Raw genomic sequence first — 20028 nt, forward strand, 5'->3', positions numbered from 1 at the left:
GGCGCCTTGTGGTGCTGTTGCGAGGTCTCGTCGCGATAGGCGGGAGATCAGCGGATGCTGCTGCCCGCGGCATCCCGCACCCAGACGCCTGTTGTGCCAGCGTGTGAGCCGCGAGACCGCACGTTAGCACCGGGTGCGGGCGCCTTGTGGTGCTGTTGTGAGGTCTCGTCGCGATGGGCGGGAGATCAGCGGATGCTGCTGCCCGCGGCATCCCGCACCGCGGGCGTCTGTTGCGCCAGCGTGTGAGCCGCGAGACCGCACGATAGCACCGGGTGCGGGCGCCTTGCGGTGCTGTTGCGAGGTCTCGTCGCGATGGGCGGGAGATCAGCGGATGCTGCTGCCCGCGGCATCCCGCACCGCGGGCGTCTGTTGCGCCAGTGTGTGAGCCGCGAGACCGCACGATAGCACCGGGTGCGGGCGCCTTGTGGTGCTGTTGCGAGGTCTCGTCGCGATGGGCGGGGAGGAGACCACCTCTGCGCCGACCGCGCTCCGAGGGGGCGCCGGGAATACGTCAGAGGGCGGCGGCGATGCGCAGCGAGATGACGGTGCCCTTGGGCTCCATGTCGCCGGCGTCCGGCTTCTGCGACTCGACCTGGGTGAACGGGTCGGGGAAGGCGTCCCAGCGGTCGTCGTAGTCGATCGTGAATCCGGCGTTCGAGGCGGCCTGGCGGGCCTCGGCCAGCGTCATGCCCTCGAAGTCGGGGACCTCGAACAGCGCGGGACCGGTCGACACGACGAGGGTCACGGTGTCGCCGGGGGCGAGCGGGCTGCCGTCCTCCTTGCCGAGGACTCGGATCACGCGCTCGGCCTTGACCGAATCGCTGGACTCGGTCTGGCTGGGGTCGGCGACGACGAGCCCGAGGCCCTCGAGCGTGCTGCGCGCCTTGCCCTCGCTCTCGCCCGCGACGTTCGGGAGCGGGCCGAGCGACACCTGAAGACGCGCGGTGTCGCCCTGGTGGACGGTGCAGCCGTCCATGCATGCGACGTCCTGCGATCCGTCCTCGGGCGCGCCCGCGGGGCGGATGGTCACGCCGATCACGACGTCGGGGGCGGCGTCGGTGAAGAACTTGGCGCTCTCATCGGGCACAGACACGGATTGGGCCTGGAGCGCTGCGCGCGCGTCGGCATCGGGCATTCCCGCGAACGACGGGAAAGTCGCCTCCTGCGGGCCGAGCGACACGTAGACGTCGACCTCGGCGCCCTTGTCGACGCGGGTGCCGCCGCCGGGGTCGCTGCGGATGACCTGGCCCGTCGCGACCTCGAGGCTGTACTCGCCCTGCTGCACGGCGACGAGGGAGTCCTCTTGAAGGCGTGCGGATGCCTCGTCGAAGCTCATGCCCGTGACATCGGCGACGGCGACCATCGACCCGGGTCCGGAACCGAACCACCACCCGAGCCCGCCCGCGAGCGCGGCGAGCACGAGCACGAGCGCGACGAGCCAGGCGCCCCGGGACCGGCGGCGCTGCGTGGCGCGGCGAAGCCGGCCGGCGTTGTCGACCTCCGCCATCGTCGCGACCGGGCCGGTGGCCGTGCTGGGCAGCACCGCGGTGAGCTCGCCGGTGGCGGCGACGTCGTCGCGGACGATGCCGATCGGGCCGGTGCGGGCGACGACGGGGGAGATGCCCAGCTCGCGCTCGATGTCGTGCAGACGCTGCAGCATCTCGCGCGCATCGATGGGCCGCTCGTCGGGCGACTTCTCGGTCGCCCACAGGACGAGCTCGTCGAGCGGCTCGGGAACGCCCGGATTCTTCACGCTCGGGCGCGGCACCGAGTCGGTGGCGTGCTGGAAGGCGATCTGCATGGGCTGCTCGCCCTTGTAGGGCTGCTCGCCGGTGAGCATCTCGTACAGCATGATGCCGATGGCGTAGATGTCGCTGCGGGCGTCGGCCGTGCCGCGCGTGACGAGCTCGGGGGCGAGGTACGCGATCGTGCCGAGCAGCTGGGCGCCCGACGCGGTGTTCGCGGTCGTGGCCCGGGCGAGGCCGAAGTCGCCGATCTTGATGCGGCCGTCCTCGGCGAGGAGCACGTTCTCGGGCTTGACGTCGCGGTGCACGATACCGGCCTTGTGCGCGGCGGCGAGGCCCGACAGCACGGCGTCGAGGATGGCGACCGCCTGCGGGATGGTCAGCCGGCGCTGCTCGCGCAGGAGCTCGCGCAGTGTGATGCCGGGCAGGTACTCCATGACGAGGTACGCCATGTCGCCGTCCTGGCCCTGATCGAACACGTTGACGACGTGCGGATCGGCGAGACGGGCGGCCGCGCGGGCCTCCTGGATGAACCGGCTCTGGAAGACCGTGTCATCGCTCAGATGCGAGTGCATGACCTTAAGCGCGACCCGCCGCTCGAGACGCAGATCGGTCGCCACGTACACCGTGGCCATGCCGCCGCGGGCGATGCGAGCACGCACCCGGTACCGGCCGTCGACGAGACGGCCGATCAGCGGGTCCGTCTGCTGACTCGTGCTCACCCTGAGAGTCTACGGATCCGTGCCTGCGAGCCGGGGGAGCGGCTCACCCGGCGAGACCGCATTGTGACGGATGCCTCGGCTCAGCCGAGCGCCGCGAGCCAGGAGTGGGCCGAAGCCTCCCACCTCGCATACGCGTCGGGGTACGCCGAGATCTGCACGGCCTGAGCGGCCTGCGCGAAGGTCAGGCTCTCCCAGCCGGGGATGTCGAGCAGTCCGCGCGTGCGGGATCCGTTGGGGTCGCCGGCTCCGCCGAAGAAGACGCGCGTCGCGCGCGCGGCATCCTGCACCTCCGCGGCGGTGCCCCAGCCGTAACTGGGACGCTGTTGGAACAGGCCGAGCGAGTCGCGGTCGCCGAACGTCACATTGCGCAGCGACGACTCCTGCATCGCGGTGCCGAGTGCGATGGCGATGCCGCGGTCCGAGACGCCGAGTTCACGGCCGATGCGGACGATCAGCTGCGCGTTGGCGACCTGCTCGGCCGTGAGCCCGGGCACCGACGGTGCCGAGCCCGGGATCTTGATGGTCTGCCCGGGGTAGATGATCGACGACCAGCCGAGCCCGTTGGCCGAGAGCACGGCGTTCGTCGTCACGCCGTACCGCTTCGCGATCGAGCTGATCGTCTCGCCGGCCGCGATGGTGTGCGAGCCGCCCGCCGACGTGTTCGGAGCGGGAGCGGGCGCAGGGGCAGGTGCCGGAGCGGGAACGGATGCCGCGGGCGCGGCCGCGCCGGGGATCCTGATGGTCTGCCCGGGGTAGATGATCGACGACCAGCCGAGCCCGTTGGCCGAGAGCACCGCGTTCGTCGTGATGCCGTGCCGCTTGGCGATCGCGCTGACCGTGTCGCCGCGCTGCACGGTGTACGTGCCTGTCGACGGGGTCGGTGCGGGAGCGGCCGGCGCCGGTGCGGCGGCCGCGCTGAGCTTGAGCACCTGGCCCGGGTAGATGGTCGACGACCACCCGAGCCCGTTGAGGGCGAGCACGTCGTTGGTGCGGAGCCCGAAGCGCGCCGCGATGCGGCCCACGGTGTCGCCGCGCTGCACGGTGTACGTCGCAGGTGCTGTCTCGGTGGTCACGCGGACGGCGGGCAGTGCGGCGACGCGGGGGACACTCGCGGCCGTCGCAGCGAACGTGCGCGGCACGCTCAGGGGCGCAGCATCCGTCGTCGCCGCATGAGCGGGCACCGCCGACAGTGTCAGTGCGATCGACCCGGCGACGGCCACCGGCACGCCGGTGAGGAGCGCGCGCGACGGGATGCCTGCCTGCTGGACACGATTCCTGGTACTGCGGACCTGTCGCACGAGTTTCCCCCCTCAGTCGACTCCGAGAACCGTGTCACGGATGTTTATTGGTGTCAACAGGTGTTATTAGGAGGGGTTTCTGTTACTGATGTGGCCAGAGTGTGGTGGACGAGTGCCCGATCCGATCTGAGATAGTTGCTTTCGTGACCTCTGACGCCGCTCCGCGCTTCGAGACCGATTGGCTCACCCTGCCCGACCTCGTGGAGGTGCTCGGCGAACCGCTCGGCCGCGTGCGCCGGCTGCTCGACGACTACTACCTGGTCGGGTCCAAGCGCGACGGCGTCTTCAAGGTGCCGTCCGTCTTCGTGGTCGACGGGCACCCCCTGTCGTCGCTGCGGGGCACCGTGTTCGTGCTGCACGACGCCGGCTTCTCGGACGACGAGGCGATCGACTGGCTGCTGTCTCCGGAGGAGTCCCTCGGCCATGCCCCGATCGAGTCGCTCCTGGCCGGGCGCAAGAGCGAGGTCCGCCGGATCGCCCGCACCCTCGCCTGATTCAGGTCGTGCGGACGGTCGCGGCGCGCGCGAGGTCGCGCAACTCCCCGACGGCCGCGTTGCCCAGCCGCGCCCCCGAGAGGGCGCGATCGGCCTCGCGGGCGTAATCGGCGATGAGCCGCTCGACGCGGTCGAGCGCGCCGGTGTCGACGATCGTCCGCTGAAGCGACGCCACTTGGTCGGCGTCGAGACCGGCGTCGCCGACGAGCTCGTCGACGATGCGGCGCGCGGTCGGCGCGAGCGCCTCCCGCGCGTAGGCGATGAGCACGGTGCGCTTGCCCTCGCGCAGGTCGTCGCCGGACGGCTTGCCGGTCGCGGCCTCGTCGCCGAACACGCCCAGCACGTCGTCGCGCAGCTGGAACGCCATGCCGAGCGGATGCCCGAACGCGGCCAGCGCGGCCGCTTGCGCAGCATCCGCCCCCGCGAGAGCCGCGCCGATCGCGAGCGGCTGCTGCACGCTGTAACGCGCGGATTTGAAGGATGCCACCCGCAGCGCCCGTTCGGCATGCCGGTCGTCGGGCTCGCTCGCGAACGCGGACTCCTCGGCGACGTCGAGAAACTGCCCGAGGGTGACCTCGCGGCGCATCAGCGCGTACTGGCTCCGCGCGGCGGCGGCCCGTTCGTCGGAGGTCTCGGCGAGCCCCTCCTCGAGGAGGTCGTCGCTCCAGGCGACGAGCAGATCGCCGAGCAGGATCGCGCCCGAGCGGCCGAAGGCGTCGGCGTCGCCGAGCCAGCCGGCGTCTCGGTGCCCGGCCTCGAGCGCGCGGTGCGCCGACGGGCGGCCGCGGCGCGTGTCGGAGTTGTCGATGAGGTCGTCGTGCACGAGGGCTGCCGCGTGGAACACCTCGAGGGCGGCGGCCGCGGCGATGACCGGGGCGGGCGGTGCGCCGGCGGGGCCTGTGGCTTCCTCCACTGCCCTCCACCCGGAGAGGCAGAAACGTCCGCGAAGGCGCTTTCCGCCGGTGACGGCAGCCGCCCCCGCGGCGACGAATCGCGCCGCTTCGGGGCCGGCATCGGCCACACCCCGGCGTTGAGCCGAGATGAACATGTCCACTCGCTGGGAAATGGCTTCGATCGGCTCAACAGGGGCGGACACGGGCCTAGCCTAGTGAGGAACGGCACGCGTACAATCGAGCCACCGAAGTACAGAGGGGGAAGCATGCCACTCTCCGAACAGGAGCAGCGCCTGCTGGACGAGATGGAACGCCATCTCATGCGCAACGACGCGGATGTCGTCAGCGCGCCCCGCGACGGACGCACTCTGAGCTATCGCAACATCGTCTACGGCACGATCCTCGTGCTGCTCGGACTCGGCGGTCTCATCGTCGGGGTGTCGCAGCAGTTGATCGTCGTCGGGGTCATCGGATTCGTCGTGATGCTGGGTGGGGTGCTCCTCGCCGTCACACCGGGCCGCGGTCCCGGCAAGATGCGCGTCGAGCCCGAGCGACCGGCCAAACCCCAGAACAACTCTTCGTTCATGGATCGCATGAACGACCGCTGGGACAAGCGGCAGGAGGAGCGCTGAGCGTCCCCGCCGCCTGAATCGGCACGAGAAGCACCGACCTTCGGGTCGGTGCTTTTTTGTTGCCCGCGCGCCGCCCGTAGATCCCGCCGCAAGGGGCGTGGGGGAGCGCCGGATCACAAATCGGTAGCGAAGTGGAGGAGAGTGGAGTAAAGTGGCGCACAACCCGGGGGGCCGGACGAAGGGGGTGTGATGTACCGATGCTTTTGGGCACGCACACACCCAAGCTCGATGACAAAGGGCGCGTCATCCTCCCGGCGAAGTTCCGCGACGACCTTGGTGGGGGTGTCGTCGTGACGCGCGGACAGGATCGCTGCCTGTACGTGTTCAGCGAGAAGGAGTTCGAACGGGTGCACGACCGCATCCGCGAGGCGCCTCTTGCGAACAAGCAGGCGCGCGACTTCCTGCGCATGTTCCTCTCCGGCGCGAGCGCCGAGAAGCCCGACAGCCAGAACCGCATCACCATCCCCCCTCCGCTGCGCGCATACGCCGGCCTGGAGCGCGACCTCGTCGTCACCGGCGTAGGCGCCCATGCCGAGATCTGGGACGCCACGGCGTGGAACACCTACGCCGAGGCCAACGAAGAGAGCTACGCCGAGCTGGAGCAGGAGGTGATTCCGGGCCTGTTCTGAGCCCTCGGCCGTGACTCCCAGCTGCTCGTGCCCTGTCGCCACTTCCCCGGTGCCAGGTCGGAGCGGGTGGGGATCAGGGCCTGGGGACCAGGACTGCCAGGTGATGATGAACCTGCGCGACATCCACACCCCGGTCATGCTGGAGCGCTGCATCGAGCTGCTGGCTCCCGCCCTCGAGCGCGACGGCGCCGTCTTCGTCGATGCCACGCTCGGCATGGGCGGGCACTCCGAGGCGTTCCTGCAGCGCTTCCCGAAGCTCCAGCTCGTCGGCCTCGACCGTGACACCGACGCGCTCCGCATCGCGGGGGAGCGCCTCGCGCCCTTCGGCGACCGCGTGCACCTCGTGCACACGGTCTACGACGGGATCGCAGATGCGGTGACAGCCAGCGGGTTCGCGGCGGCTGACGGCATCCTGTTCGATCTGGGCGTCTCGTCGCTGCAGCTCGACGTCGCCGACCGCGGGTTCGCCTACGCCCAGGATGCACCGCTCGACATGCGCATGGACCAGTCGGCCGGCACGACCGCGGCAGACATCCTCGCCACCTACGGCGAGGGCGATCTGCGGCGCATCTTCGAGCGCTACGGCGAGGAGAAGCTCGCGGGCCGCTACGCCCGCGCGATCATCGCCGCACGTGCCGAAGCGCCGATCGATCGGTCCGGCCGGCTGGTCGAGATCCTGCAGGCGGCGACTCCCGCCGCCGTGCAGCGCACGGGGCACCCTGCGAAGCGCGTGTTCCAGGCGCTGCGCATCGAGGTCAACCGCGAGCTGTCGGTGCTCGAGCGCGCGGTGCCGTCCGCCCTCGGCATCGTGCCGGTCGGCGGCCGCATCGTCGTGCTGTCGTACCAGTCCCTCGAGGATCGCCTCATCAAGCGTGCGTTCGCCGAGGCTTCGGCGTCGACCGCGCCCCAGGGCCTGCCGGTCGAGCTGCCCGAGCACGCGCCCAAGTTCCGACTGCTCGTCAAAGGTGCCGAGCTCGCCACCGACGAGGAGCGCGCGGTCAATCCGCGCGCGACGCCGGTGCGCCTCCGAGCCGCTGAGCGCGTGAGGCCCGAGCACGCGGAGGGTGCCTCATGAGCACGATCGCGAATGCCACGACCAGCGCCCGCCTCGGCCGGGCTGCCGCTCCGGAGAGGACGGATGACCCGCGCCGCCGTCTGCGGGTGCTCGACGCGCCGGCCCGCCGGCGTCGCCCGAAGCTCTTCTACGGCATCGTCGCGGTGCTGGGGGCGTTCCTCATCGGGGCCGCCCAGATGTCGCTGTCGATCATGACGACGCAGGGGACGTACGAGATCGCCGCCCTGACGAAGGAACAGCGCGACCTCACATACGAGAAGCAGATCCTCTATGACGACGTCGCGGGGCTCAGCTCGCCGCAGTACCTGGCGGCGAACGCGGCGGCCCTGGGCATGGTGATCAACGAGGCGCCGAGCTATCTGCGGCTGAGCGACGGAGCGATCCTCGGTCCGTCCGAGGTCGCGATGGGCACCTCGTCGGTCGACGCGATCGGCCGCGGATCCGTACCCAACGCGCTCATCACGAACACGCCCCTGGTGACCGTGCCCGACGCCACGATCGACGGGCTGCCGGTCGAGGTCGCCGAGACGCCCGACGGCGGAGTCGGCAACACTCCGCCCCCGCTCACGGACGGATTGCCCACCCCGAGCACACACTGAAGCGACGACGCCGAGCCGAGAACCGATCGAGACGCCCCGCTGCGCGGGGCGCAGAGCACGAGACGCAGAGCACGAGACGCAGATGACGACACGAAGCACGAGAAGCCCCCGCCGCCGCACCGTCGTGGCCCTCGCCGTCGTCCTGGCCGTGCTCGCCGGATTCATCGTCCGCCTCGTCGACATCCAGGTCGTGAACGCCGACGACCACATCAAGGACTCGCTCGACGTCGCGTTCGCGGGCCAGCAGACGCTCTACGGCACGCGCGGCTCGATCGTCGACACGAACGGGCAGACCCTGGCGGGCAGCATCCTCCGCTACGACTGCCAGCTCTCACCGCTGCTCATCACCCAGATCGACGAGCAGGTGCTCTCGGGCGACTCCGACGCCCGGCTGTGGGCGGACGTGTCGAACGACGTGGCCGAGATCACGGGCCAGACGCCCGAAGAGGTCCGTGCGATCGTCGGCACCGCTCTCGCGGAGGACCCGAACTCGCAGTACGCCGTGCTCAAGAAGGGCGTCTCGACCGAGCAGTTCCGCGCCCTGGCCGACCTCAAGACGCCCTACATCGCGTGCGTCTCGCACCCCGCGCGCACGTACCCCGACGGTGCAGTCGCCGGCAACCTGATCGGGTTCGTCGGCTCTGACGGGACGCCTCTCGAGAGCCTCGAGCGGTCGCAGAACGCCTGCCTCGCTGCGACCGACGGCACGCGCACGTACGAGAAGGGCAAGGACGGCGTCGTCATCCCGGGCACCGAGCAGGAGACGCCCGCGACGGACGGCGGCACGCTGCAGTTGACCATCGACCGCGATCTGCAGTGGTACATGCAGCAGCTGATCGCCGAGCAGACCCAGACGATGGCCGCGCAGCGCGGCGCGATCCTCGTCTACGAGGTGAAGACGGGCAAGGTCCGTGCGGCCGCCGAGTATCCCACCGTCGACCCCAACGACTTCGAAGCCGCAGAGGTGAAGGACCGCACGAGCAGCATCTTCCTCGGCACATTCGAGCCGGGGTCCACGTTCAAGGGCCTGACGGCGGCGACGGTCATCGACGCCGGGGGGCAGACCCCGAACTCCACCGTCGTGGCCTCGAGCCTCGAGAACTTCGACGGGGGCGCGCGCGTGCGCGACTCGTTCCAGCACCCGGCCAACACCTATACCCTCACCGGCGTGCTCATCGACTCGTCGAACGCGGGCATCTCGAAGTTCAGCCAGAAGGTCGACAAGCAGACGCGCTACGACTACTTCAAGCGGTTCGGCATCGGCGACAGCACGGCCTCCGGGTACCCCGGCGAGGGCCAGGGTCTCCTCTACCCCGCGGACCAGTGGGGCGCGCAGACCACTCTCAACACCTCGTTCGGCCAGGGCGTCACGACGACCATGCCCGAGCTCGCCCGGGCGTACGGCGCGATCGTGAACGGCGGCGTCAAGATGCCGCTGCAGATCATCGAGTCGTGCACGAAGGCCGACGGCACCGTCGTCGAGCCTGAGGTGGCGGAGCCGGAACGGGTCATCAGCGAGGGAACCTCCGCCGAGATGCGCGAGATGCTCGAGAACGTGTTCCTGCAGGCGCCCTACGCCAAGACGGTCGCGATCCCGGGCTACCGCCTCGGCGGCAAGACGGGCACCGGTGAGAAGAGCGACGGCCAGGGCAACTACAAGGCCGGCGTGTACTACACGACGATGGTCGGATTCGCCCCCGCCGACGACCCCGAGTACGTGGTCGTCGTCACCCTCGACGAGCCGACGAAGGTAACATCGTCTGCGGCCAACGCGACCGCGTTCCAGAAGGCCATGACCCAGGTTCTCAAGACCTACCGCGTCATGCCCTCGACGACGTCGCCGGAGCTGCTGCCCAAGTTCGGGTAGTGTCCCGAGCTTCCGGAGTTCCCCACATGATCGCGCTCAACATCGCCCAGATCGCCCACGCCGTTTCGGGCGAAGTGCACCTCGAGAACGGCGACACCCTCGACACCGTCGTGTCGGGGGCGGTCGACACCGATTCCCGCCTCATCGAGCCCGGCGGCGTCTTCGTCGCCAAGCCGGGCGAAGAGACCGACGGGCACCTGTTCGTCGACGCGGCCGTCGAGAAGGGCGCCGCCCTGGCCCTCGTCGAGCGGCGGGTCGAGGCATCCGTGTCCCAGATCGTCGTGGCCGATGTCGTCGCGGCGCTCGCCGCCCTGGCTCGCGAGGTCGTGAGGACGGTTCGGGATGCTGCCGACCTGCGCGTCGTCGGCATCACCGGGTCGAACGGCAAGACGACGACCAAGAACCTGCTCGCCCGCATCCTCGAGGGGGAGGGCGAGACCGTCTCTCCGAAGGCGTCGTTCAACAACGAGGTCGGCGCACCGCTCACGATGCTGCGCGTCACCGGCACCACGAAGTACCTCGTCAGCGAATTCGGCGCGAGCGCGCCGGGGGAGATCGCCCGCCTCGCCGGACTCGTCGACCCCGATGTCGGCGTCGTGCTGATGGTCGGCATGGCGCACGCCGGCGGCTTCGGCGGGATCGAGGCGACCTTCCACGCGAAGTCGGAGCTCGTGCGCGCGCTGAGCGCCGGGGGAGTGGCGGTGCTCAACGCCGACGACGCCCGCGTCGCCGCCATGGCGCCCATCGCCGCCGAGCAGGGCGCGAGCGTGCGCTGGTTCGGCCGGGGGCCCGCCGCCACCGATGTGCGCGCCGACGACGTCGTGGTCACGGCATCCGGAACCTCGTTCACGGTGACCGCCGACGGCGTCTCGCTGCCCCTGCGCCTGCGGGTGCTGGGCGAGCACCACGTCATGAACGCCCTGGCGGCGATCGCCGCCGCGACGACCTTCGGGGTCTCGCTCGCCGACGCCGTCGCGCGCCTGGAGACCGTCGAGATCGCCGAGCGGTGGCGCATGCAGCCCCTCGGGTCGGAGCGCGTGCGCATCATCAACGACGCCTACAACGCCAGCCCCGACTCGATGTCCGCGGCCCTGCGCACCCTCGCGCAGATCACCGGGCCCGGTGAGCGCACCGTCGCCGTGCTCGGCGCGATGAGCGAGCTCGGCGAGTACGCCGAGGAGGAGCACGACCGGGTCGGGCTGCTGGCCGTGAGGCTCGGCATCCAGCGCATCGTCGTCGTGGGCGACGCTGCGCGCCGCATGTACCTCGAGGCCGTGGCGCAGGGCTCGTGGGACAACGAGGCCGTCTTCTTCTCGACCGCCGACGAGGCGTTCGAGTACCTGCAGGGTGAGCTGCGCGACGGCGACCGTGTGCTGGTGAAGTCGTCGAACTCCGCCGGGCTCCGGTTCCTCGGCGATCGTCTGGGAGAATCGTTCTCGTGAGATCACTCCTAACTGCGGCGGCGATCTCGCTGGCATTCACGCTCTTCCTCACCCCCGTGTTCCTGCGGCTGTTCCGCAAATGGGGATGGGGCCAGGTGATCCGGACGCCGGAAGACATCCGCAACCCCAACCACCAGACCAAGCGCGGCACGCCCACCATGGGCGGCACGATCTTCATCGTCGGCACGATCGTCGGCTACCTGGTCGGGTGCTACGTCGGCAACAACCCGCCGACCGTCTCAGGCCTGCTCGTGATCTGGATGATGGTCGGTCTCGGCGCGGTCGGCTTCATCGACGACTACATGAAGGTGCGCCAGCAGAAGTTCATGGGCCTGAGCGGCTGGCGCAAGGTCGCCGGTCAGGTCGCCGTCACGGTGCCGTTCGGCATCGTCGCGCTGAACTTCCCCAACCAGTTCGACCAGACGCCGGCGTCGCCGTTCATCTCGGTGTTCCGAGACGTGCCGGCCCTGGGCTTCATGACCCTCGGGCTCATCGTCGGCTGGATCCTCTACCTCGCGTGGATCACGTTCATCGGCGTCGCCTTCTCCAACAGCACGAATGTGACCGACGGCCTCGACGGCATGGCCGCGGGCGCGGCGATCTTCGTCGTCGGCGCGTACAGCCTCATCGCGTTCTGGCAGTTCAACCAGGCGTGCTGGGGCGGCGACGCCCTCTCGGCCGCGGCGAAGGCCGCGTGCTACCCGACGCGCGATCCGTTCGACCTCGCGATCATCTCGGCGTCCTTCGTCGGCGCGCTCGTCGGGTTCCTCTGGTGGAACGCCCCCAAGGCCAAGGTCTTCATGGGCGACGTGGGATCGATGGCGATCGGCGGCGTCATCGCCGCGATGGCGATCCTCACCCGCACCGAGCTGCTCGCCGTGCTCGTCGCCGGCGTCTTCATCATCGGCCCGGGATCGGTGATCCTGCAGCGCCTCTACTTCAAGATCACGCGCGGCAAGCGCCTCTTCCTCATGAGCCCGTTCCACCACCACCTCGAGCTGCGGGGCTGGTCGGAGGTCACCATCGTCGTGCGCATGTGGATCATCGCCGGCCTCCTGGCGGTGTCGGGCGTCGGATTCTTCTACGTCGAATGGCTCTCTCGCACATGACCTCGGAACGCCTGCGCACCCTCACCAGCTGGAACGCCGACTGGAAGGGCCTGCGGGTCGCCGTGCTCGGCCTGTCGGTCACCGGCTTCTCCGTCGCCGACACCCTCGCCGAGCTCGGCGCGGACGTGCTCGTCGTCACCGAGAAGGCCGACGACGAGTACGCGCGCCTCCTGCCCGTCATCGGCGCGCGCCTCTGGACCGGCTCCCTGGAGTCGGTTCCCGCCGAGCTCGTCGAGTTCGCGCCCGAGGTCGTCGTGGCGTCGCCGGGGTTCGCGCCGAGGCATCCGCTCATCTCGTGGGCGCGGGAGAGCGACATCGCGCTGTGGGGCGACGTCGAGCTCGCGTGGCGCGTGCGCGACAAGGTGATCAGGGCCGACGGCACGCCCGCCGACTGGATCCTCATCACCGGCACCAACGGCAAGACCACGACCACGCGGCTCACGGCCACGATGCTCGTCGCCGGGGGCCTGCGCGCCGCGCCGGTCGGCAACATCGGCACGCCCGTGCTCGACGCGGTGCGCGACCCCGAAGGGTTCGACGCGCTCGTGGTCGAGCTGTCGAGCCATCAGCTCTGGTACCTCGCGCTGCAGGACTCGCCCGACCCGCTGTCACCGCACGCGGCCGTGTGCCTCAACCTCGCCGACGACCACCTCGAGTGGCACGGCTCGTTCGACGAGTATCGCGCCGCCAAGGCGCACGTGTACGACAACACCCGCGTCGCCTGCGTCTACAACAAGGCGGATGCCGCCACCCAGGCGATGGTCGAGGACGCCGAGGTCGTCGAGGGCGCCCGCGCCATCGGCTTCGACCTGGGTGTTCCGGGGCCAAGCGACCTCGGCGTCGTCGAGGGGATCGTCGTCGACCGCGCGTTCCTCGAAGACCGGCACAAGAGCGCCCTGGAGCTCACGACGGTCGAGGAGCTCGCCTCCCTCGGGCTCGCCGCGCCGCACATCGTCGCGAACCTCCTCGCCGCGGCAGCGCTCGCACGGTCGCTGGATGTCGCACCCACGGCGATCCGCGACGCGTTGCGGGGCTTCCGCCTGGACCCGCACCGCATCGAGGTCGTCGCACGCCACGCGGGCGTCACGTGGGTCGACGACTCGAAGGCCACCAACCCCCACGCCGCGGCGTCGTCGCTCGCGGCCTACCCCGGCGCCGTGTGGGTCGTCGGGGGACTGCTCAAGGGCGTCGACATCTCGGAGCTCGTCGCCGGACGCGGAGCGACCGCGAAGGCCGCGATCGTGATCGGCCTCGACCGCGCCGCCGTGGTCGCCGCGTTCGAGCGACACGCGCCGACGGTGCCCGTGTTCGAGGTGGACGCCGATGAGACTGAAGTTGTGATGGCGCAGGTCGTCGAACTGGCGGCAGGGGTGGCGCGTGACGGGGACGTCGTTCTTCTCGCTCCCGCTGCCGCATCCTTCGACCAGTTCGCGTCGTACGCGGACCGCGGCCGCAGATTCGCTGCGGCGGTGAGGGATCGGATCGGAACGGAGGACCCGGGTGACCACGACGCAGCCCCCGCGGCCCCGGACGACGCGCCCCGCTCCGCCGGCGACGAAGACCGAAGCTGACCCGCCCGCGCGACGCGGCCTCGCCGCTCGCGTGTCGCTCGGCCGGGTGTTCGCCCCGGTGCCGAGCGAGTTCCTGCTCATCGCCTCGACGACGCTGCTCCTGACGGTCTTCGGGCTCGTCATGGTGCTCTCGGCGACGTCCGCGACCGCGACGGCCGCCGGAGAGGCGCCGTGGGAGATGGTGCTCAAGCAGGTCGTGTTCGCCGTGATCGGCATCCCGTTGATGTTCATCGCGAGCCGCCTGCCGGTGACGTTCTGGAAGAAGATCGCGTGGCCTGCGCTGATCTTCGGCGTCGCCTTCCAGCTCCTGGTCTTCACGCCGCTCGGCCACGGCGCGGACGGCAACCGCAACTGGATCATCATCGGAGGCTTCCAGGCGCAGCCCTCGGAGTTCCTGAAGCTCGGCCTCGCGCTCTGGGTGGCCTTCGTGCTGTTCCGCAAGCGCACGCTGCTCACGAAGTGGCAGCACGTGTTCATCCCGCTCGTGCCTGTCGCCGGCCTCGCGATCGCGACCGTGCTCGCCGGCGACGACCTCGGCACGGCCATGATCCTCGTGCTCATCGTGCTGGGCGCGCTGTTCTTCTCGGGCGTGAAGCTCCGCATCTTCGTGCTGCCCGCGATCGCCGCAGCCGGCGCGGTGGCGTTCCTCGCCGTGACGAGTCCCGACCGCATGCGCCGGTTCATGAGCTTCCTGAATCCGAACTGCCTGGACGACTACTTCAACGACTGCTACCAGCCGCTGCACGGGATCTGGGGCCTCGCCAGCGGCGGCGTCTTCGGCCTGGGCCTCGGCAACTCCCGTGAGAAGTACGACTGGCTCCCCGCCGCCGCGAACGACTACATCTTCGCGATCGTCGGCGAGGAGCTCGGCCTCATCGGCTGCGCGGTCGTGCTGGCGCTCTTCGCCCTGTTCGCGGTGGGCGCCTTCCACGTCATCCGCAAGACCGACGACCCGTTCGTGCGCATCGCCGCCGGAGGCATCACCGTGTGGATCGTCGGGCAGGCCCTCATCAACATCGGCGTCGTGCTGCGCGTCTTCCCGGTGCTCGGCGTGCCGCTGCCGTTCATGTCACAGGGCGGCACCTCTCTGCTCTCGGTGCTGCTGGCCTGCGGCGTGCTGCTCGCGTTCGCGCGATCACTGCCGGCTTCCGTCGCGCGACGTGAGGCCGCCATCGCCTCGGCGCGCGCGGCGCGCGAGCGCGCGAAGCTCCACGCTGTCCGCTGACGTCGGGTCATCGCTTTCGGGTTCGGGGCCGTTCGGGGCGTGATCTCTCCGTCGGGGCGGAGGTTCTGCGCCCCAACGGAGCGAATGCGCCCCGAACCGGCAGGGACCGAGCCGGGTAGGCTCGGGGAGTGACGACGTACCTCCTTGCCGGCGGCGGCACCGCCGGACACGTCAACCCGCTCCTGGCTGTCGCCGACGCGCTGCGCGCCCGCGACCCCGAGGCCGAAGTGCTCGTGCTCGGCACCCGTGAGGGGCTCGAAGCGCGGCTCGTGCCCGACCGCGGCTACGAGCTGCTGTTCGTCGACAAGGTGCCGTTCCCGCGGCGCCCGAACAAGGCGGCCGCCGCGTTCCCTGCGCGCTTCCCCCGCGCGATCTCACAGGTGCGGGCTCACATCGCGCAGCGCGGCGTCGACGTCCTCGTCGGCTTCGGCGGCTATGCGTCGGCCCCGGCGTACGTCGCGGCGCGGCGCGAGAACGTGCCGTTCGTCGTGCACGAGGCCAACGCCCGCCCGGGACTCGCGAACGTGCTCGGCGCCCGCCGGGCGGCCGGCGTCGGCGTGGCGTTCGAGGGGACGCCGCTCAAGCGCTCGAAGGTCGTGGGAATGCCGCTGCGTCGCGAGATCGTGTCGCTGGATCGCGCCGCCCTCCGCGACGAGGCCGCCGCGTACTTCGGGCTCGATCCCGCGAAGCCCGTGCTCCTGGTCTTCGGCGGCTCGCTCGGCGCGCAGCGCCTGAACGCCGCCTTCGGTGAAGGCCACGACGAGGGCTGGCGCGCGGTCGTTGACGCCGGGTGGCAGCTGCTGCACGTCACCGGCGAGCGCTCCGAGCTCGTCGACCCCGGCGCGCCCGGGTACGTCGTCCGCCGCTACGTCGACCGCATGGACCTCGCCTTCGCCCTCGCCGACTTCATCGTGTCGCGCGCGGGCTCGGCAACGGTCAGCGAGATCAGCGCTCTGGGCATCCCGACCGCCTACGTGCCGTACGCCGTGGGCAACGGCGAGCAGGCGCTGAACGCCTCGTCGGCGGTGCGCGCCGGCGCGGCGATCCTGATTCCGGATGCCGAGTTCACCGGCGACCGCGTGCGGTCGGAGGTCGTGCCGCTCCTGACCGACGAGACCCGCCGCGCGGCGATGGCGGCGGCCGCGGCATCCGTCGGCACCCGCACCGGAACCGAGAACGTCGTCGCGATGATCGACGACGCGCTGCGCGCCTGAGACGATCTCACTCACGACCGCAGTGGACCGGGGGACCGATGGCGAGCGCGACGAAGTGGGCGACGGCGGTGCTGTTGGCGGGCGTCAGCGTGCTCGCGCTGAGCGGATGCGTGACCGGGCCGGGTGCGCCGAAAGGCGGCCCGACGCCGCAGGCCTTCCTCGATCGCGAGGAGCTGCCCTCGTGCGGCACCGTCGTGCTCGAACAGGGCGAAGAGGTTCCGACCGGCGACATCGCGTGCCTCGAGGAGGCGTCCGTCGCCGGCGCGGAGCTGGCCGTGACACGACCGAGCACCGAGGGCGACCCCATCACGCAGTACTACCGCGTGCCCCCCGGCGGTGGGTGGCAGATCTACACCGACATGACGAGGGATCGCTACGGCGAGGGCTGGTGGCTCGACGAATGCCCTGACGCGCTGTCGATGTCCCAGCTGGGGGAGTGTGCGAACACCCGGCTGTGATCGGGTTCAGGCCGTGGTGGCGCCCGGAGAGCGGAGCGCTGCGGTGACGACGGCGAGGGCCTCCTCGGCGTCGAGATGCAGGTCGCGCACCTGCGCGGCGAACGCCGCGGCGGCGCGCTGCAGCTGCTGACGGGCGGGGTCGGCGTCGAAGGCGACGAACGTGCCGTTGCGACCCCGCGTCTCGATGATTCCGGATGCCTCGAGCTCGCGGTACGCGCGGGCGACCGTGCCGGGCGCGACACCCAGGTCCTCGGCGAGGCGGCGCACCGTGGGCAGTCGCGCGCCCGCGGCGAGCTCGCCGGACGCGACCGCGTCGATGAGCCCCGTGCGCAGCTGCTCGAACGGCGGGACGGCGGAGGATGGGTCGATGACGAACGACATCTCGGACTGTTCGGGCATGATTCCGATTGTGTCGCGGTCTGTATCAATGTGTCAACACAAAGTCGACTCCGGCGCCGAGCCGCCCCAGCGCGCCGGGGCCGCGGCATCCGCCCGCCAACTTAGACTTGACCGGTCATGATCAGACCCGATCTCAGTCTTCCCATTCCCGACGACATCACCGCCGCCCACTTCATCGGAATCGGCGGATCCGGCATGTCGGGGCTCGCCCGCATGTATCTGGAGCGCGGGATCCGCGTCTCGGGATCCGACCGCGCCGACAGCAAGGCGCTGCGCGAGCTCGCCGAGCTCGGCGCGACCGTGTACGTCGGGCACGACGCGTCGAACCTCGCCGACGACGTCGACACCGTCGTGCACACCGGCGCGATCTGGCCCGAGAACCCCGAGTTCGTGCTCGCCAAAGAGCGCGGGCTCCACGTCATCCACCGGTCGCAGGCGCTGTACTGGCTGATCGGCGGCCGCCGGCTCGTCTCGGTCGCCGGCGCGCACGGCAAGACCACGTCGACCGGCATGATCGTCACCGCCCTCCGCGACCTGGGCGTTCAGCCGACCTTCGTGAACGGCGGCGTCATCGCGCAGCTCGGCGTCTCGAGCGGCAGCGGCTCGGACGACCTCTACGTCATCGAGGCGGACGAGTCGGACGGCACGTTCCTGCTGTACGACACGTCGATCGCGCTCATCACGAACGTCGACCCCGACCACCTCGATCACTGGGGGACGCGCGACGCGTTCTACGCCGCGTTCGCCCGGTTCGCGAACGAGGCGCGCGAGGCGGTCGTCATCTCGTCCGACGACGCGGGTGCGCAGCTCGTCGCCGCACAGCTCACCCACCCGCACGTCGTCACCTTCGGCGAGGCCGCAGACGCGACGGTGCGCGTGAGCGACATCGTCACCGACGGCCCCGTCTCGTTCCGCATCACGCACGACGGGGTCACCGTCGACGCGCAGCTGCCGGTTCCCGGCGCCCACAACGCGATCAACGCCGCCGGCGCCGTCGCCGTGCTCCTCACGCTCGGCCACGACCTCGAGCCCGCGGTCCGCGCGGTCGAGGGCTTCGCCGGCACCGTCCGTCGCTTCGAGCTGCACGGCGTCGAGCGCGGCGTCAGCGTCTTCGACGACTACGCGCACCACCCGACCGAGGTCGCCGCCGCCCTCGCCGCCGCGCGCTCGGTCGTCGGCGACGGACGCCTCATCGCGATCCAGCAGCCGCACACCTACTCGCGCACGCAGGAGATGTACCGCGAGTTCGCCGAGGTGCTGGAGACGTACGCCGACCACACCGTCATGCTCGACGTCTACGGCGCCCGGGAGGACCCGGTGCCCGGAGTCACCGGCGAGCTCGTGAGCGGCGCCTTCGCCGACCCGTCGCACGTGCATTACGTTCCCGACTGGCAGGAGGCCGCCGACTACACGGCCTCGGTCGCGCGCGACGGCGACTACGTCATCACGCTCGGCTGCGGCAACGTGTACCTCATCATCCCGCAGGTCCTCGAGGCCCTCGCCCACGAGGACCCCGCCCGTCAGACGGCCACGGCGGAGTAGCAGCCGCATGCGTCGCCCGTCGCCGTTGCCGCAGTCGCCGGTCGCCTCGCGCGGCACGGCGGAGAAGGCCGCGTCGGCGCGCACGCAGCGCCCCGCCCGCGACCAGGCGCCGGCGCCGGAGCGCGAGCCCGTCGAGCCGACCCTCGACGAGAACCGCACGGCTCCCGTCATCCCGCTGGCGTCGCCGTCGCCGCTGCCCGACGCGAACCCCGACCTCGACCCGACGACGGACGAGGGGTTGAATGCTGCGGAGGTGGGCTTCCGCGAGGTGTGGCGGGCCGCCCACGCCCGGCGCAAGGCGCTGCGCGCCGAGATCCGCCGCTTCACCGTGCGCCAGCGACGCCGGCGCGCGGTGTGGTTCGGTGCGGCAGCATCCGTCCTCCTCCTGGCCCTCGGCACGCTCGGCGCCGCGTACAGTCCTCTGTTCGGGGTGGAGAAGATCACCGTGGTCGGGGCGCAGCAGCTCGCCGCGGGCGATGTCGCCGCCGCCCTGTCGGGTCAGCTCGGCAAGCCGCTGCCACTGGTCGACGAGAGCGCCGTCAAGGCCGAGCTCGTCGCGTTCCCGCTCATCGAGACGTACGCCCTCGAGGCGCGCCCGCCGCACGAGCTCGTGGTGCGGATCGTCGAGCGCACGCCGATCGGCCTCATCGAGACGCGTGCTGGGTACACGCTCGTCGACGCGGCCGGCGTCGCGCTGTCGACGACCGCCACCCCGAGTGCCGGCACCCCCGTGCTCACGATCACGGGCGGTGTGGACTCCGACGCGTTCGCCGCGGCCGGTCAGGTGATGCGGTCGCTGCCGGACGAGATCCGCGCGCAGGTGACGGGGGTCGCGGCCTCCACCCCCGACGACGTGACGCTCGAACTCGGCGGCACCAACACGCAGGTCGTGTGGGGGAGCGCGGAGGATTCGGCGGAGAAGGCTCTCAACCTCGCCAAGACGATGGCCGCCCGGCCCCCGGCCGACGTGTACACGTACGACGTCTCCTCGCCTGACGTCGTCGTCGTCCGCTGACCCGAGACGCCCTCCGACGCGACTTCGAGTACCAGATGGCGCGACACGCCGACTCGGTCCGCGCACGCGCGCGGCATCGGCCTACTTTCGTGACAAAGG

The 20028-nt window shown here is 70.8% G+C and carries 18 protein-coding genes; 14 read left to right on the top strand and 4 right to left on the bottom strand.

Annotated elements, in window-relative coordinates:
* Nucleotides 1-511: 511 nt before the first annotated feature.
* Both pknB and ASF40_RS04700 read right to left on the bottom strand, forming a co-directional pair.
* On the bottom strand, nt 512-2467 hold the full coding sequence (gene pknB / locus ASF40_RS04695) for a Stk1 family PASTA domain-containing Ser/Thr kinase (protein WP_056367089.1): 1956 nt from the start codon (nt 2465-2467) through the stop codon (nt 512-514).
* Nucleotides 2468-2547: 80 nt separating this feature from the next.
* Complete coding sequence (locus ASF40_RS04700; RefSeq protein WP_056368199.1) at nt 2548-3693, bottom strand: muramidase family protein; 1146 nt, start codon at nt 3691-3693, stop codon at nt 2548-2550.
* A 215-nt stretch (nt 3694-3908) separates the two neighbouring features.
* On the opposite strand from ASF40_RS04700, the gene ASF40_RS04705 reads away from it, so the two are divergent.
* Entirely contained in the window at nt 3909-4259 is a 351-nt protein-coding gene (locus ASF40_RS04705; RefSeq protein WP_056367090.1) for an Rv2175c family DNA-binding protein, read from the top strand.
* A 1-nt stretch (nt 4260) separates the two neighbouring features.
* Here the strand turns inward: ASF40_RS04705 and ASF40_RS04710 are convergent, their stop codons facing one another.
* On the bottom strand, nt 4261-5307 hold the full coding sequence (locus tag ASF40_RS04710) for a polyprenyl synthetase family protein (RefSeq protein WP_056368200.1): 1047 nt from the start codon (nt 5305-5307) through the stop codon (nt 4261-4263).
* 111 nt (nt 5308-5418) lie between these two features.
* Here ASF40_RS04710 and ASF40_RS04715 point away from each other — a divergent pair, with 111 nt between their 5' ends.
* The 11 genes from ASF40_RS04715 (at nt 5419) to ASF40_RS04765 (ending at nt 16973) form a co-directional block, all read left to right on the top strand.
* Nucleotides 5419-5784 carry a DUF3040 domain-containing protein gene (locus ASF40_RS04715; RefSeq protein ID WP_056367091.1) on the top strand — a complete coding sequence of 122 codons (366 nt, stop codon included), beginning with the start codon at nt 5419-5421 and terminating at the stop codon, nt 5782-5784.
* A 197-nt stretch (nt 5785-5981) separates the two neighbouring features.
* Nucleotides 5982-6413: a division/cell wall cluster transcriptional repressor MraZ gene (gene mraZ / locus ASF40_RS04720; protein WP_056367092.1), complete on the top strand. Its 432-nt coding sequence runs from the start codon at nt 5982-5984 to the stop codon at nt 6411-6413.
* Nucleotides 6414-6519: 106 nt separating this feature from the next.
* Nucleotides 6520-7488, top strand: a complete 969-nt coding sequence (rsmH, locus tag ASF40_RS04725) for a 16S rRNA (cytosine(1402)-N(4))-methyltransferase RsmH (RefSeq protein WP_056368202.1) — start codon at nt 6520-6522, stop codon at nt 7486-7488.
* Nucleotides 7485-8087: a hypothetical protein gene (locus tag ASF40_RS04730; protein ID WP_056367093.1), complete on the top strand. Its 603-nt coding sequence runs from the start codon at nt 7485-7487 to the stop codon at nt 8085-8087. Before rsmH ends, ASF40_RS04730 begins: the two co-directional genes overlap by 4 nt.
* An 82-nt stretch (nt 8088-8169) precedes the next feature.
* A complete protein-coding gene (locus ASF40_RS04735; protein WP_056367094.1) occupies nt 8170-9954 on the top strand; it encodes a peptidoglycan D,D-transpeptidase FtsI family protein in 1785 nt (594 codons plus the stop codon).
* Between the two features lie 26 nt (nt 9955-9980).
* Nucleotides 9981-11396, top strand: a complete 1416-nt coding sequence (locus tag ASF40_RS04740) for a UDP-N-acetylmuramoyl-tripeptide--D-alanyl-D-alanine ligase (RefSeq protein ID WP_056367095.1) — start codon at nt 9981-9983, stop codon at nt 11394-11396.
* Nucleotides 11393-12505, top strand: coding sequence for a phospho-N-acetylmuramoyl-pentapeptide-transferase (gene mraY, locus ASF40_RS04745; RefSeq protein ID WP_056367096.1), 1113 nt, complete (start codon nt 11393-11395; stop codon nt 12503-12505). The genes ASF40_RS04740 and mraY overlap by 4 nt, the downstream gene beginning before the upstream one ends.
* A complete protein-coding gene (murD, locus tag ASF40_RS04750; RefSeq protein WP_056367097.1) occupies nt 12502-14076 on the top strand; it encodes a UDP-N-acetylmuramoyl-L-alanine--D-glutamate ligase in 1575 nt (524 codons plus the stop codon). The genes mraY and murD overlap by 4 nt, the downstream gene beginning before the upstream one ends.
* A complete protein-coding gene (gene ftsW, locus ASF40_RS04755; RefSeq protein WP_056367098.1) occupies nt 14006-15301 on the top strand; it encodes a putative lipid II flippase FtsW in 1296 nt (431 codons plus the stop codon). The genes murD and ftsW overlap by 71 nt, the downstream gene beginning before the upstream one ends.
* A 128-nt stretch (nt 15302-15429) precedes the next feature.
* Entirely contained in the window at nt 15430-16515 is a 1086-nt protein-coding gene (locus tag ASF40_RS04760) for a UDP-N-acetylglucosamine--N-acetylmuramyl-(pentapeptide) pyrophosphoryl-undecaprenol N-acetylglucosamine transferase (RefSeq protein ID WP_056367099.1), read from the top strand.
* Between the two features lie 38 nt (nt 16516-16553).
* Nucleotides 16554-16973, top strand: coding sequence for a hypothetical protein (locus tag ASF40_RS04765; RefSeq protein WP_056367100.1), 420 nt, complete (start codon nt 16554-16556; stop codon nt 16971-16973).
* Between the two features lie 6 nt (nt 16974-16979).
* Here ASF40_RS04765 and ASF40_RS04770 read toward each other — a convergent pair whose 3' ends face one another.
* Complete coding sequence (locus ASF40_RS04770) at nt 16980-17372, bottom strand: GntR family transcriptional regulator (RefSeq protein WP_235560139.1); 393 nt, start codon at nt 17370-17372, stop codon at nt 16980-16982.
* Nucleotides 17373-17489: 117 nt separating this feature from the next.
* On the opposite strand from ASF40_RS04770, the gene murC reads away from it, so the two are divergent.
* Complete coding sequence (gene murC, locus ASF40_RS04775; RefSeq protein ID WP_056367101.1) at nt 17490-18914, top strand: UDP-N-acetylmuramate--L-alanine ligase; 1425 nt, start codon at nt 17490-17492, stop codon at nt 18912-18914.
* Between the two features lie 7 nt (nt 18915-18921).
* On the top strand, nt 18922-19929 hold the full coding sequence (locus ASF40_RS04780) for an FtsQ-type POTRA domain-containing protein (protein WP_056367102.1): 1008 nt from the start codon (nt 18922-18924) through the stop codon (nt 19927-19929).
* Nucleotides 19930-20028: the final 99 nt, after the last annotated feature.

Source organism: Microbacterium sp. Leaf288, assembly GCF_001422925.1.
In the GTDB taxonomy this organism is placed as follows: Bacteria; Actinomycetota; Actinomycetes; order Actinomycetales; family Microbacteriaceae; genus Microbacterium.